Source organism: Pseudomonas sp. M47T1 (genome assembly GCF_000263855.1).
Classification (GTDB): domain Bacteria; phylum Pseudomonadota; class Gammaproteobacteria; order Pseudomonadales; family Pseudomonadaceae; genus Aquipseudomonas.
This window is the reverse complement of record NZ_AJWX01000003.1, coordinates 21,968-36,829: the sequence shown is the minus strand read 5'-3', so window position 1 is coordinate 36,829 and position 14,862 is coordinate 21,968. Positions and strand designations below refer to the sequence as shown.

The window sequence follows — 14,862 nt, the reverse complement described above, 5'->3', positions numbered from 1 at the left end:
TTCCTCAGTGCGCCATCATGACGGTATGGATGCTGACCATGATCCACAGCGCCAGGCCAACCAGCAGCACAATGACGATGCCTGCGAACACAAAGGCAATCACGTTGTTGCGCTGCGCTTCGCTACGATCCAGGTGCAGGAAGTACACCAGGTGAACCAGTACCTGAATCACGGCGAACGCCAGGATCAGGACCAGTGTCGCCGATTTGGAGAACACTGGGTTCATGACCAGCGCGAACGGGATCGCGGTCAGGATGATCGACAGTACGAAACCGATCATGTACGACTTGAAGCTGCCGTGGCTGCCCGAGTCGTGAGCGTGAGCGTGAGCATTAGCCATTACAGGGTCCCCATCAGGTAGACAACGGTGAACACACAGATCCAGACCACGTCCAGGAAGTGCCAGAACAGGCTCAGGCAGCTCAGACGGGTGTTGTTGGTCGGGGTCAGGCCGTGTTTGGAAACCTGGTACATCATGACCGCCATCCAGATCAGACCGCTGGTCACGTGGGCACCGTGAGTACCGACCAGGGTGAAGAAGCCGGACAGGAAGCCACTGCGCTGCGGACCGAAGCCTTCGGAGATCAGGTGATGGAACTCGTTGATCTCCATGCCGATGAAGCCCAGGCCGAACAGGAAGGTGATGAACAGCCAACCCAGTACGCCGCCCTTGTTACCTTTGTGCAGCGCCAGCATGGCGAAGCCGTAGGTGATCGAGCTCAACAGCAGGCAGGCGGTTTCGCCCAGTACGTACGGCAGTTCGAAGATGTCATGACCCGACGGACCACCTGCAACGTTGCCCGACAGTACGGCGTAGGCAGCGAAGAGCGATGCGAACAGGATGCAGTCCGTCATCAGGTAGATCCAGAAACCAAATACGGTCATGGGACCCGCATCATGGTGTTCGTGGTCGTCGTGCCCATGGTCATGACCATGGGCAGTTCCAGCGTTCAATACTATGTTCGACATTGTTTAAGCCTGTTCAAGCGCGTTGACGGGGGTCTTGGAGACACCAGCCACGTTTGCTTTCGCCAAGATTTGTTGACGTTCGCCTTCGATGCGAGCCACTTCTGCTGCAGGGACCATGTAGCCTTGATCATCACGCGCGGCGTGGATGATGAAGTAGCCTACGCAGCCGATCAGGCCAACAGCGGCCAGCCAGAAGATGTGCCAGATCATCGCGAAACCGAACACCGTCAGGAAGGCGCTCATCACAAGGCCTGTGGCAGTGTTGTTAGGCATGTGGATATCCGTGTACTTCGTCGGGAACGTGTACGCGGTACCGTTGCGCTTGGCTTCGGTGAAAGCATCGATGTCGTTTGCGGTTGGCAGCACGGCAAAGTTGTAGAACGGCGGTGGCGAGGAAGTCATCCACTCCAGGGTGTGGCCGTTGTACGGGTCACCGGTCACGTCGCGGTTCTGCTCACGGTCACGAATCGACACGTACAGCTGGATGAACTGGCAAGCGATACCGGCCAGGATCAGCAGCGCACCACCCATGGCCACGTACAGGTACGGGGTCCAGTCAGGGTTGTCGGTGTGGTTCAGACGACGGGTCATGCCCATGAAGCCCAGTGCGTACAGCGGCATGAATGCCACGTAGAAGCCCGAGATCCAGAACCAGAACGCTGCCTTGCCCCACTTCTCGTTCAAGGTGAAGCCGAACGCTTTAGGGAACCAGTAGCCGAAGCCTGCGATGTAACCGAATACAGCACCACCGATGATCACGTTGTGGAAGTGAGCCACAACGAACAGGCTGTTGTGCAGAACGAAGTCAGCACCTGGAATGGCCAGCAGTACGCCAGTCATGCCGCCGATTGCGAAGGTGATCAGGAAGCCCAGGGTCCACATGACCGGCGCGGTGAAGCGCAGGCGACCTTGGTAGATAGTGAACAGCCAGTTGAACAGCTTCACACCCGTCGGGATCGCAATCAACATCGTTGCCAAACCGAAGAAGGAGTTGACGCTGGCGCCCGAACCCATGGTGAAGAAGTGGTGCAGCCAAACCATGAAGCCCAGTACCGCGATGCAACCCGACGCCAGAATCATCGACACGTGGCCGAACAGACGCTTGCCGGTGAAGGTAGACACCACTTCGGAGAACACGCCGAACGCTGGCAGGATCAGGATGTACACCTCAGGGTGACCCCATGCCCAGAACAGGTTGACGTACATCATCGGGTTGCCGCCCAGCTCGTTCGTGAAGATATGGAAGTCCATATAACGATCGAGGGTCAGCAGGGCCAGGGTGGCGGTCAGGATCGGGAACGAAGCCGCGATCAGGACGTTTGCCCAGGTGCAGGTCCAGGTGAAGATAGGCATGTCCATCAGTTTCATGCCTGGGGTACGCATTTTCAGCACGGTGACCAGGAAGTTCACGCCGGTCAGCGTCGTACCGATACCTGACAGCTGCAGTGCCCAGATGTAGTAGTCCACACCCACGCCCGGGCTATAGCCCAGTTCCGACAGCGGCGGATAGGCAACCCAACCGGTACGTGCGAATTCGCCGACGCCCAGCGACAGGTTGATCAGTACCACACCGGATACCAGCAGCCAGAAGCTCAGGGAGTTGAGGAACGGGAACGCAACGTCACGAGCGCCGATCTGCAGTGGAACTGCAAGGTTCATCAGGCCGGTGAAGAATGGCATCGCCATGAAGATGATCATGATCACACCGTGAGCGGTGAAGATCTGGTCATAGTGCTCAGGCGGCAGGTAGCCCTCGCCGCCGTTGGCGGACAAGGCAAGCTGCGAACGCATCATCAGGGCGTCGGCAAAACCACGCACCAACATCACCATGGCGACAACGATGTACATCACGCCAATTTTCTTGTGGTCGACCGAAGTCAGCCATTCGGTCCACAGGTAGGACCATTTCTTGAAGTAAGTGATCGCCCCGACCAGCGCCAGCCCGCCCAGAATGATCATACTGATTGTGATCATCACTATCGGGACATGGAAGGGGATCGCTTCCAAAGTTAATTTACCAAACATCGTTTACTCCTCTGCCCCAGCAGCTGAATGCGAACCCATGTCCATACCTTCCATACCGGCGACTTCTTTACCTTCGTGCGCCATGTGGCCTGGATTCATACCTTCATACTTGTTGATGATGGTCTGGAACAGGTTTGGCGTGAACGAGGAGTAGAGCGCGACAGGTGCTTTCTCGCTTGGTTTGGCCAGAGCAGCGTATTCAGCCGAATCAAGCTGTTTAGGTGAATTCTTCACTTCCGCGACCCATGCATCGAAGTCCGCCTGGGTGGTGGCGACTGCCTTGAACTTCATGCCGGTGAAACCTTCGCCACTGTAGTTGGCGGAGATACCATCGAATTCGTGTGGCTGACTGGCCAGCAGGTGCAGCTGGGTAGTCATGCCGGCCATCGAGTAGATCTGGCCGCCCAGGCCCGGAATGAAGAACGAATTCATCACCGAGTCAGAGGTAATGCGGAAGTTGATCGGCGTGTTGGCCGGGAACTCGATCTTGTTGACGGTAGCGATACCCAGGTCCGGGTAGATGAACAGCCACTTCCAGTCCAGCGAGACAACCTGGATGGTGATCGGCTTCACCTCCGACTCGATCGGGCGATACGGATCAAGCGCGTGAGTGGACTTGTAGGTGATCACGCCCAGCACGATCAGCAGGCACAGGGGAATACCCCAGATGGCGGCTTCGATCTTGGTGGAGTGGCTCCAGTCCGGCGTGTACTTGGCCGAGGTGTTGGTAGCGCGATATTTCCACGCGAACACGATGGTCATGATAATCACAGGTACCACCACCAGCAGCATCAGCAGGGTAGCGGTAATGATCAGGTTTCTCTCGTCGAGACCGATCGGCCCTTTCGGGTCAAGCAGGGTCCACTTGCATCCACCGAGAAAAAGCATGCCGAAAAAGGGCAATATGCCAAACAGTCTGGGGTAACGCTTTTTGCTCATCTCACGACCTCTAAGCAGCTTGCATCAGTGCAATTGTGTTTTGATCGCCAACACTTCGTCCTGCCAAGCGTCAGCATTTATCGAGTTGGATACGGGCATGCCTAGAGATCAGCTGCTGCTGTTTGGCAGACCTGTGTAGAACGGTAATTTCTTATTGTGCCTTTGCAGGCTAAGTCGTTTAGTCGGCAATAGCCTGCTTGCAGACCAGATCCCTTTGGCTGCACCAACACAAGGTGGGCTCTCAACCCCGCGCTCGACGTGGCCTTGATGCTGGTCAGAGGGCAGGTTGCACCTTCTGTCCAACGCCTGGAAAAGCCTGGCCGAGCGGATTTTGCGGGGATTGTAGATACCTCAGGAATCATTGACTATGGCTTATTTAGCAACAATAAGTTTCTGATTATGCAACAATGACCCCCACTTTCAAGGCCTTGCGACACGATGTCGCACCCCGTGCCGCAGCGCTAAAAGCCTATTTTTACTAGGGATAAAGCCCTCACAAAAGGTCTGCGCTCATCGGTCACGCCCTGTGTCGCATGCAAACCAGGCACGAATAATGATTTGTAACGGCGGGCCATTTCAGCCCTGGCGACGGTTTCGATAGATGCCCAGCGGCACCAGAACCGTGGTGAGCACGAATGCTACCAGTGCCCACTGGGCCAGCGACAGCCCCAGCACCGGAGGGTAAGGTGTTGTACAGAAACCGCTGACCTGAAACACCATGGGCAGGACGTTGGCCAGCGGCAGGCCATCGACAATCGGTTGCAGCACGTCGACGCCGCAGCTGACCGAAGGGTGGGCCAGCACATACACGTGGTTGCCGGCCGCGACCATGCCGCCGAGGGCGCTGACCACCACCAGCACTTCCAATACGGTGATGCTGCGCTTGCCGGGCATGGCGGCGCCGATGAAGGCGAACAGGGCGATGAACAGCAATGCATAACGCTGGAGGATGCACAGCGGGCAAGGTGCCTCTTCCAGCACCACCTGCATGTACAGCGCACCGCCGATCAGCGTCAGGCAGATGATGCCCAATAACACCAGGAAACGCTTCTCGCGGCTCAGCTGCATTTTCACATCGCTCATTGCTCGTCCCTTCATAGGTGTGGATCGGCTACCGAATCATTTCGCCTGCCAGTCTACACGCTCACCAAGACCTTGAAAAAACAGGAAGGTTCCGAAAACGGGGCAGGACGCTGGAGTAAACCCCAGCGAAATTAACCCAGCGTTAACGACCCTTGTTCGCACCCCACATAGTTTGTAGCCGTTACCGTCAGGCTGCGCTGGCCCTGCGGCCTCCTGAAGATTTCCAGCGTACCCACTGGCAAGCGCAGGCTGGCGGCAGCGGCTAGAGGTCACGACTACAGCGCGGCAGCGGGGCCGAAGAACTCGTAGTGGCTCTGCCGTTCGGGCACGCCCAATGCCTCCAGTTGGCCCTTGATGGCCTTCATGAAGCCCACGGGCCCCAGGAAGTAGGCGTCCACGTCGCGGTTGGCGGGCAACCATTGCTCCAGCAACCTCTGGTCCAGCAAGCCCACGGCGTCTGCATCACCGCCTGCCTCGGCATGGCAATAGAAGCGCTTGAGCTGCGGATGACGCGCCGCCAGGTTGTCCACCCAGTCGCGGAAGCCGTGAACCGCGGCATTGCGCGCGCTATGGATGAAGTAGATCGGGCGCGGGCTTAGCAGCGCGGCTTCCAGCATCGCCAAGGTCGGCGTAATACCTACACCACCGCTGATCAGCACCAGTGGCTTGCTGCCCGCGTGCAGCACGAACTCGCCCGCTGGCGGAAACAGCTGCACCTGGCCCCCCACCTGCACATGGTCATGCAGGTAGTTGGAGACCTTGCCACCCGCCTCGCGCTTGACGCTGATGCGGTATTGCCCGGCCTTGGCCAGCGCCGACAGCGAATAGTTGCGGCGGTGCTCCTCGCCGTCGATCAGCAGTTTGATGCCAATGTACTGGCCGGCGCTGAAGTCGAGAATCGCCTGGCCGTCGACGGGTTCGAAGTAAAAGGAAACGATTTCCGCGCTTTCCTGCACCCGGGCCGCCAGCCTGAAATCCCGTCCGCCACGCCAGCCGCCAGGCGCGTCGGCTTTTTGCTGGTAGACCTCGGCCTCGGCGGCAATAAGGATGTCGGCCAATTGCTGGTAGGCGTTGCCCCAGGCGGCCAGTACCGCCGGGGTGGCGATGTCGCTGCCCAGCACTTCTTCAATGGCGCGCAACAGGCAGGCACCGACGATAGGGTAGTGCTCGGCCTGAATCTGCAGGGCCACGTGCTTGTTGATGATGCGCGCCAGCAGGCCGCCAAGCTGGTCCAGTTCATCGATGTGGCGAGCGTACATCAGCACACCGTTGGCCAAGGCGCGAGGCTGGTCGCCACTGGCCTGGTTGGCCTGATTGAACAGCGGGCGCACCGAAGGGTTTTCGTCCAGCAGGGTCCGATAGAAGTGGGTGATAAGCGCTTCGCCGCCGCTCTCCAGCAGCGGGACCGTGGATTTGACGATGGCGCGATCCTGGGCACTGAGCATGACTGACTCCTTGGTACAATGGGGATAAGATTGCTCAAGGGATATCACGCTTCGTGCCAAGTATTTTTTACCTATAAATCAATAGCTTGAAAATATTGTAGTCAGTATGACACCTTGCGATTAAAGTCATAATGACTACACGAGGTCATTATGACTGCAAAACCCCTGCTGTCCGCCCTGCTCCCCCTGGTCTCGGACCTTTCCCGCGAATTGCCCGAACAGGAGCGTTATCGCCGCCTGTTGCAGGCCTTGCGAACCCTGCTGCCCTGCGACGCCACTGCGCTGTTGCGCCTGGAAGGCGAGTGGCTGGTGCCGCTGGCCGTGGATGGTTTGAGCACCGACACCCTGGGGCGACGCTTCAAGGTCAGCGAACACCCACGCTTCGCCATCCTGCTGGCCACCCCCGGCCCCACGCGCTTCGACAGCGACACTGCCCTGCCCGACCCCTATGACGGCCTGGTGGAGGGCCTGCATGAAGACTTGCACGTACATGATTGCCTGGGCTGCCCGCTGTTTGTGGATGAACGCCCCTGGGGCTTGCTGACCCTGGACGCGCTCGACCCGCAACGCTTTGACAGCCTGGACCTGGACGCCCTTGAGGCCTTCGCCAGCATGGCCGCGGCCACCGTCACCGTGGCCGAGCGCATGGCTCACTTGGCCATGCGCGCCGAGGATGAGCACCAGCGCGCCGAACTGTATCGCCAGGCCAGCGGCCAACAGCCCCGCGAAATGATTGGCCAAAGCCCGGCACTGCAACACCTGCGTGACGAAACTCGGCTGGTGGGCAGCAGCGACCTGACCGTGCTGATTACCGGCGAGACCGGCGTGGGCAAGGAATTGGTGGCCCAGGCCATTCACCAGGCATCGCCCCGCGCGAGGCAACCGCTGATCAGCCTGAACTGCGCCGCGCTGCCGGACACCCTGGTGGAGAGCGAGCTGTTCGGCCACGTGCGGGGCGCCTTCACCGGCGCCACCGCCGACCGCCGCGGCAAGTTCGAACTGGCCAATGGCGGTACGCTATTTCTGGATGAGGTGGGGGAATTGTCCCTGAGTGTGCAGGCCAAGCTGCTGCGGGTGTTGCAAAGTGGCCAGTTGCAGCGCCTGGGCTCGGACCGCGAGCACCACGTGGACGTACGCCTGATCGCCGCCACTAACCGTGACCTGGCCGAAGAGGTACGCGAGGGCCGTTACCGCGCCGACTTCTATCACCGCCTCAGTGTGTACCCGTTGCTGGTCCCGCCCCTGCGTGAGCGCGGCGCGGACATGCTGTTGCTCAGCGGTTTCTTCCTGGAGCAAAACCGCTCGCGCATGGGCCTCGACAGCCTGCGCCTGAGCAGCGACGCCCAGGAAGCGCTGCTGGCTTACCCATGGCCGGGAAATGTACGCGAACTGGAACACCTGATCGGCCGCGCATCGCTCAGGGCGCTGGGGCAACAGGGCCGGCGAGCGGCTATCCTGACCCTGACAGCGGCAGACCTTGATTTACGCGCCCCGCTGGGTGGCAACCCAGCCGCCATCGCCCATGAGAGCGACCTGCCCTTGGAGCTCGACCTGCGCCAGGCCACGGATGCGTTCCAGCGGCGCCTGGTGCAAGGTAGCCTGGAACGCAACCCGCACAACCGCGCCGCCGCCGCCCGCGAACTGGGCCTGGACCGCGCTAACCTGAGCCGCCTGGCCCGGCGTTTGGGGCTGTAGCCCTGGCGGCAGCGGCTACGTTTGTCCTGCGGCGCTAAAGCCTGCCCACTAAAGGTCGATAAACGTGGCAACGAATTGAATCCGGTCTGACAGAGAAGGTCCCCATGTCGTCCAAGAATGCCCGCGCAGACTCACTGTCACTTTTGCTGTTTACCTTGCGCAGCGGCAAGCTGATGGCCATCAACCTGCTCAAGGTCAGCGAAATCATTCCCTGCCCGCCCCTCACGCGCCTGCCTGAGTCGCACCCCCACGTCAAAGGCGTGGCCACGTTACGCGGCAATTCCCTGTCGGTGATAGACCTCAGCCGCGCCATCGGCGAAATGCCTTTGCTGGACCCCAGCGGTGGCTGCCTGATTGTGACCGACATCAGCCGCTCCAAGCAGGGCTTGCACGTGCAGGGCGTGAGCAAGATCGTGCACTGCCTGACCACCGATATCCGTCCGCCGCCTTACGGTGCAGGCATCAAGTCGTTCATTACCGGGGTGACACAGGTCGACGGTTCGCTGGTGCAGGTGCTGGACATCGAGAAAGTCATCCACGGCATTGCGCCCGCGCCCATCGAAGCCAGTCATGAGACCCTGGACGAGGATGACGCGCAACTGCTGGCCCAGGCCAACATCCTGGTGGTCGATGACAGCCAGGTGGCGCTGCAACAATCCATGCTGACCCTGCGCAACCTGGGTATTCATTGCCATACCGCACGCAGCGCCCGCGAAGCCATCGACCGTCTGCTGGAGCTGCAAGGCACCGCCGAGCAGATCAACGTGCTGGTGTCCGACATCGAAATGTCCGAGATGGATGGCTATGCCCTGACCCGCACCCTGCGCGAGACTCCGGACTTCAAGGACCTGTACGTGCTGTTGCACACGTCGCTGGACAGCAAGATGAACAGCGAAAAAGCCAAGGCCGCCGGCGCCAACGCCGTGCTCACCAAGTTTTCCTCGCCTGAACTCACTCAGTGCCTGATCCGCGCCGCCCGTGCGGTGGCCGGCCAGGCTTACTGAGAGAACCGCGATGGCCGAGTGCATTCTGATGCGCAAGGCCCTGCCTCTCGCCTACGCCCCCGTGCACTGGCCGCCAGGTATCGAGTTGCGCCCCTGGAACGCGGGTCGCGCCCAGGCGGTGCTGGCGCTGCTGCTCAGCGTGCAACAACTGGAGGCCGGCACCCAGGTGGTTTCCTGGCTGCAACAGCTGGCCCACGATGCCGAGTTCGACCCCCGCCTGTGCCGCCTGGCCTACGACCAGCATGGCCTGGTGGGATTTGCCATGGGCTGGACCAGCAGTTTCATTCGTCACCTGGTAGTGCGCACCGACGCGCGCCAGCAAGGGTTGGGCACCGCGCTGCTCCATGACTTGCTCAATGTCTACCGCTACCGCGACGAAGGTTTCGTGGACCTCACCCTGCTGGCCGACAACACCGACGCCCTGCGGCTGTATGCAAAGGCCGGCATGATCGAGGTTCGCCGATATACTCCGTAACAACACCGGGCTGCCAGGTGCCAACAGCGCTCGGGCATAATCGGACTTTTACCGCGCAGGCCTCCCATGATCAAGACTGCCCTATCCTGGCTGGCGCTGGCCGCCTCCATCGGCACGGCCCAGGCCTCCAGCGACCAGGCCTGGAACGAGCACGACGACACCGTGATCAATGCCTGCATCGCCGCCAGCCAACTCAAGGCCGCCCAGGCCGTGGGGCGCCCGGCGGAATTCGACGACAGCGTGGGCTATAGCGCCATCCTGCTGCAGGGGCATTACCCACAGCCGCACATGAAGAACGCCCTGGGCCGTGAGCTGTGCCTGTTCGACAAGCAACGGCAAAGCGCCCACGTCAGCGAGTGGGACTCGATCATGAACGTGCGCAAGCCCTGACGCTCACAACCACACGAACCGGTACAGCAACGCCAAAAACGGCAGCACCACGTCCCGATCATTGATCAATGCCAGCAGCAATACGTTGAGCAACAGCGCACTGAACATCGATGCCTTGAACCAGCGGCTGTCATGCACCAGCGCGGCCGCACAGCAACCCAGGCCGCCCAGGGTTGCCAGCCACGCCCGGGCACCCGGTGGAACCGGCAGGTAGTGCAAGGTCACGAGCAGCACGGGCATCAGCAACACCAGCGTCACCGGTTTCAGCCATCCGCCCACATTCCATTGAATCAAAGGGGCCACCTCTCGCAGGGAATGAATACGTAACCAAGTGTCTCGGGATCGAAAATCAGCCGCCATTGGTTGTTTCTGTTTTCTCTGTAGGAAACGGCTGTAAATACAGGGCGGCCCTTGACGCAGGCCACCTTCCTCATGTGGCTACGCAACGGCGGCGCCCCGCCTTTCCTGACAAAACTGACAGCAACCCGTCATGCTCATGACCGGATTGCCGCTATATAAAGAGCAGTACTACCCCTTCCCTGCTCACGACTCTGGCGTCTCACCCGAATGCGCACTCCGATAACAAGAAAACTGCTGTTGGTACTGGTCATCATTGCCCTGCTGGGCGCTGCACTGTGGTACTGGAAAAAGCCGACGCACAAGGTGCTGGCAACGGCGGCCATACCCGTACGGGTGGTGCAGGTTGCACGCGAAGACGTGCCCAAATACCTCACCGGCATCGGCACGGTGCAATCGCTGCAAAGCGTGACCGTTCGGCCACAGATCGATGGCGTACTCGCCAAGCTGGCGGTCAGCGAGGGGCAGTGGGTCAAGCAGGGCGACCTGCTGGCCAGTATCGACGACCGCGCCATACGCGCCAGCCTCGACCAGGCACGCGCGCAACTGGGCCAGAGCCAGGCGCAACTACAAGTGGCCGGGGTAAACCTCAAGCGCTACAAGGACCTGAGCACTGACAACGGCGTGTCGCGCCAGACCCTGGACCAGCAACAGGCCCTGGTGGATCAATTGAAGGCCACGATGCAGGGTGACCAGGCAGCGATTGCGGCCGCCCAGGTACAGCTTTCCTACACGCAGATTCGCTCCCCGGTGACTGGCCGCGTGGGCATTCGCACGGTGGATGAAGGCAACTTCCTGCGGGTAACCGACGCCCAAGGCCTGTTCACGGTGACTCAGATCGACCCCATCGCGGTGGAGTTCGCCCTGCCCCAGCAAAGCCTGCCTACCCTGCTGGCACTGGTGCATGGCAATCAACCGGCGCAGGTGAAGGCCTTTGTCGATGGCGACAGCGACAACGGCACCCTGCTGGGCGAGGGCCGCCTGAGCCTGATCGACAACCAGGTGTCGGCCACCACCGGCACCATCCGCGCCAAGGCGCAGTTTGCCAACGGCCAGCAGAAACTGTGGCCCGGCCAGTTGGTGAACATCAGCGTGCAGAGCGAACTGCTGCGCGGCGCCCTGGTGGTGCCACCGCAAGTGGTGCAGCGTGGGGTCGATAACCATTACGTGTATCGCGTCAAGGGCAACAGCGTGGAGTCGGTGCCCGTGAAGGTGGTGTATCAGGACAGCACCCTCACCGTGATCAGCGGCGTGACGGCCGGCGATACGCTGGTCAGTGACGGCCAGTCGCGACTCAAGCCGGGCAGCGAGGTCGACGTGGTCAAGCAAGAGCAGCCCGCCGTTGCCGATTCTGCCGTGGAGCCACAGCCATGAGCGTGCGCGGCGGTGTTTCAGGCTGGTGCATCAATCACCCGGTGGCCACCCTTCTGTTGACTTTCGCGCTGGTGCTGCTTGGCTGCATCGCCTTCCCGCGACTGCCCGTGGCGCCGCTGCCGGAGGCGGAGTTCCCCACCATCCAGGTCAGTGCCGCGCTGCCGGGCGCCAGTCCGCAAACCATGGCCTCCTCGGTGGCCACGCCCCTGGAAGTGCAGTTCAGTGCCATTCCCGGCATGACCCAGATGACCTCCACCAGCGCCCTGGGTACCAGCAACCTGATTCTGCAGTTCACCCTGGACAAGAGCATCGACACCGCCGCCCAGGAAGTGCAGGCGGCCATCAACACCGCCGCAGGCCTGCTGCCCAAGGACATGCCGACACTGCCCACCTGGAAAAAGGTCAACCCGGCTGACAGCCCGGTGCTGATCTACAGCATCAGCTCTTCGCAAATGCCCGGCACTGAACTGAGCGACTACGCCGAGTCGCTGCTGGCGCGGCAAATCAGCCAGATCGAAGGCGTGGGCCTGGTCAACATCACCGGCCAGCAGCGCCCGGCCATCCGCGTGCAGGCCTCGGCCGACAAGCTGGCCGCCATCGGCCTGACCCTGGCCGACGTGCGCGTGGCCTTGCAGAACACCAGCCTGAACCTGGCCAAGGGCGCACTGTACAGCGATTCGAGCATCTCGACCTTTTCATCCAATGACCAGTTGTTCGAACCGGCCGACTACTCCCAGGTGATCATTTCCTACAAGGACGGCGCGCCGGTGCACCTGACCGACGTGGCGAAGGTCATCAACGGTTCGGAAAACGCCTACGTGCAGGCCTGGTCTGGAGACCAGCCGGGCCTCAACCTGGTGATTACCCGCCAGCCCGGCGCGAACATCGTCGACACGGTGGAGCGCGTGCAGGCGGCCATGCCTGGGCTGCAAGCCATGATGCCGGCCTCGGTGCAGGTCACCACCCTGATCGACCGTACCCGCACCATTCGCGCCTCGCTGCATGAAGTGGAAACCACCCTGCTGATTGCCGTGCTGCTGGTGGTGGCGGTAATGGCGCTGTTCCTGCGCCAGTGGTCGGCCACGCTGATCGTCTCCAGCGTGCTGGGGGTGTCGCTGGTGGCCAGCTTCGCGTTGATGTACGCGCTGGGTTTCAGCCTGAACAACCTCACCCTGGTGGCCATCGTGGTGGCGGTAGGGTTCGTGGTGGACGACGCCATTGTGGTGGTGGAAAACATTCACCGCCACCTGGAGGCCGGGCAGAGCATGCGCGAGGCGGCCATCAAGGGCGCGGGTGAAATCGGCTTCACCGTGGTATCCATCAGCTTTTCGCTGGTGGCGGCGTTCATTCCCCTGCTGTTCATGGGCGGTGTGGTGGGGCGGCTGTTCAAGGAGTTTGCGCTGACCGCCACGTCCACCATCCTGATTTCGGTGGTGGTGTCGCTGACCCTGGCCCCTACCCTGGCGGCCATGTTCATGCGCGCGCCGGTGCATGACCCACAGGCCAAACCCGGTTTCGGCGAACGCCTGCTGGCCGGCTACGAGAAATACCTGCGCAAGGCGCTGGAGCACCAACGGCTGATGCTGGGCATCTTCACCCTGTCGGTAGGCCTGGCTATCTGTGGCTACGTCTTCATCCCCAAGGGCTTCTTTCCCATCCAGGACACTGGCTTCGTGCTCGGCACCACGGAAGCAGCGGCCGACGTGTCATACCCGGACATGATCAAGAAACACCTGGAACTGGCCAAAATCGTGGGTGCCGACCCGGCGGTGCAGGCCTTCTCGCATTCCGTGGGCGTGACCGGCAGCAACCAGACCATCGCCAACGGCCGCTTCTGGATATCCCTCAAGGACCGCGGCGATCGCGACGTATCGGCCAGCGAGTTCATCGACCGCCTGCGGCCAAAACTGGCCAAGGTACCGGGCATCGTCCTGTACCTGCGCGCCGGCCAGGACATCAACCTCAGCTCCGGCCCCAGCCGCGCCCAGTACCAGTATGTGCTCAAGAGCAACGACGGGCCCACGCTGAACCTCTGGGCCCAGCGCCTGACCGAGAAGCTGCGCACCCTGCCGGCCTTCCGCGACCTGTCCAACGACCTGCAACTGGGCGGCAGCATCACCCACATCAGCATCGACCGCAGCGACGCCGCGCGCTTCGGGCTCAGCGCCGCCGATGTCGACCAGGCCCTGTACGACGCCTTCGGGCAACGGCAGATCAATGAGTTCCAGACAGAAACCAACCAATACAAAGTGGTGCTGGAACTCGACGCGGCCCAGCGCGGCAAGGCCGAGAGCCTGAACTATTTCTACCTGCGCTCGCCGCTCACCCAGGAAATGGTGCCGCTGTCGGCCCTGGCGCGAGTGGATGCACCCACCATTGGCCCGTTGTCCATTGCCCACGACGGCATGTTCCCGGCCGCCAACCTGTCGTTCAACCTGGCACCCGGCGTGGCCCTGGGCGATGCGGTGCAGGTGCTCAACCGCGCGCAGAGTGAAATCGGCATGCCCGCCTCCATCAGCGGCAACTTCCAGGGCGCGGCCCAGGCCTTTCAGAGCTCGCTGGCCAGCCAGCCCTGGCTGATCCTGGCGGCGCTGGTGGCGGTGTATATCATTCTGGGCGTGCTGTACGAAAGCTTCGTGCACCCGCTGACCATCATCTCCACCTTGCCATCGGCTGGCCTGGGAGCGCTGATCATGTTGTGGATGTGTGGCCAGGACTTCTCGATCATGGCGTTGATCGGCCTGGTGTTGCTGATCGGCATCGTCAAGAAGAACGGCATCCTGATGGTCGACTTTGCCCTGGAAGCCCAGCGCCACGACGGGCTGTCGCCACGCGATGCCATCTTCAAGGCCTGCCTCACGCGCTTCCGCCCCATCATCATGACCACCCTGGCGGCATTGCTGGGCGCCCTGCCGCTGATGTTCGGCTTTGGCGCCGGCGCCGAGTTGCGCCAGCCGCTGGGCATGGCCGTGGTAGGCGGCCTGCTGGTAAGCCAGGCACTGACACTGTTCACCACCCCAGTCATATACTTGCAACTGGAGCGGCTGTTCCACCGGCGCCAGGCGGCACCCGCCCCGGCGCTGCCGGCCGGCCATTGAGAGCGGAC

At 61.4% G+C, this 14,862-nt stretch carries 13 protein-coding genes; 6 read left to right on the top strand and 7 right to left on the bottom strand.

Annotated features, from left to right (window positions below; all coding sequences use genetic code 11):
* Positions 1-4 precede the first annotated feature (4 nt).
* From cyoD to hmpA, 6 genes are all read right to left on the bottom strand, one after another.
* Positions 5-340 (bottom strand): cytochrome o ubiquinol oxidase subunit IV, encoded by a 336-nt coding sequence (cyoD, locus tag PMM47T1_RS04060; RefSeq protein WP_008366058.1) that lies wholly within the window; start codon positions 338-340, stop codon positions 5-7.
* Complete coding sequence (cyoC, locus tag PMM47T1_RS04055) at positions 340-969, bottom strand: cytochrome o ubiquinol oxidase subunit III (protein WP_043300712.1); 630 nt, start codon at positions 967-969, stop codon at positions 340-342. The genes cyoD and cyoC overlap by 1 nt, the downstream gene beginning before the upstream one ends.
* 3 nt (positions 970-972) lie before the next feature.
* Positions 973-2,994: a cytochrome o ubiquinol oxidase subunit I gene (cyoB, locus tag PMM47T1_RS04050; protein WP_008366054.1), complete on the bottom strand. Its 2,022-nt coding sequence runs from the start codon at positions 2,992-2,994 to the stop codon at positions 973-975.
* Positions 2,995-2,997: 3 nt separating this feature from the next.
* On the bottom strand, positions 2,998-3,933 hold the full coding sequence (gene cyoA / locus PMM47T1_RS04045; protein ID WP_008366052.1) for a ubiquinol oxidase subunit II: 936 nt from the start codon (positions 3,931-3,933) through the stop codon (positions 2,998-3,000).
* Between the two features lie 576 nt (positions 3,934-4,509).
* Positions 4,510-5,016, bottom strand: coding sequence for a disulfide bond formation protein B (locus tag PMM47T1_RS04040; protein ID WP_008366050.1), 507 nt, complete (start codon positions 5,014-5,016; stop codon positions 4,510-4,512).
* Positions 5,017-5,291: 275 nt separating this feature from the next.
* Positions 5,292-6,461 carry an NO-inducible flavohemoprotein gene (hmpA, locus tag PMM47T1_RS04035; protein ID WP_008366048.1) on the bottom strand — a complete coding sequence of 390 codons (1,170 nt, stop codon included), beginning with the start codon at positions 6,459-6,461 and terminating at the stop codon, positions 5,292-5,294.
* A gap of 150 nt (positions 6,462-6,611) precedes the next feature.
* Here hmpA and norR point away from each other — a divergent pair, with 150 nt between their 5' ends.
* From norR to PMM47T1_RS04015, 4 genes are all read left to right on the top strand, one after another.
* Entirely contained in the window at positions 6,612-8,156 is a 1,545-nt protein-coding gene (norR, locus tag PMM47T1_RS04030) for a nitric oxide reductase transcriptional regulator NorR (RefSeq protein WP_008366045.1), read from the top strand.
* Positions 8,157-8,260: 104 nt separating this feature from the next.
* Complete coding sequence (locus tag PMM47T1_RS04025; RefSeq protein WP_008366044.1) at positions 8,261-9,160, top strand: chemotaxis protein; 900 nt, start codon at positions 8,261-8,263, stop codon at positions 9,158-9,160.
* Between the two features lie 10 nt (positions 9,161-9,170).
* On the top strand, positions 9,171-9,635 hold the full coding sequence (locus PMM47T1_RS04020; RefSeq protein WP_008366041.1) for a GNAT family N-acetyltransferase: 465 nt from the start codon (positions 9,171-9,173) through the stop codon (positions 9,633-9,635).
* 66 nt (positions 9,636-9,701) lie between these two features.
* Entirely contained in the window at positions 9,702-10,025 is a 324-nt protein-coding gene (locus PMM47T1_RS04015) for a hypothetical protein (protein ID WP_008366039.1), read from the top strand.
* Between the two features lie 3 nt (positions 10,026-10,028).
* On the opposite strand, the gene PMM47T1_RS04010 is transcribed toward PMM47T1_RS04015, so the two are convergent.
* Positions 10,029-10,319, bottom strand: a complete 291-nt coding sequence (locus tag PMM47T1_RS04010; protein WP_008366036.1) for a hypothetical protein — start codon at positions 10,317-10,319, stop codon at positions 10,029-10,031.
* A 273-nt stretch (positions 10,320-10,592) separates the two neighbouring features.
* Here PMM47T1_RS04010 and PMM47T1_RS04005 point away from each other — a divergent pair, with 273 nt between their 5' ends.
* Together PMM47T1_RS04005 and PMM47T1_RS04000 are read left to right on the top strand one after the other, a co-directional pair.
* A complete protein-coding gene (locus PMM47T1_RS04005; protein WP_043300711.1) occupies positions 10,593-11,756 on the top strand; it encodes an efflux RND transporter periplasmic adaptor subunit in 1,164 nt (387 codons plus the stop codon).
* A complete protein-coding gene (locus PMM47T1_RS04000; protein ID WP_008366032.1) occupies positions 11,753-14,854 on the top strand; it encodes a multidrug efflux RND transporter permease subunit in 3,102 nt (1,033 codons plus the stop codon). The genes PMM47T1_RS04005 and PMM47T1_RS04000 overlap by 4 nt, the downstream gene beginning before the upstream one ends.
* Positions 14,855-14,862 lie beyond the last annotated feature (8 nt).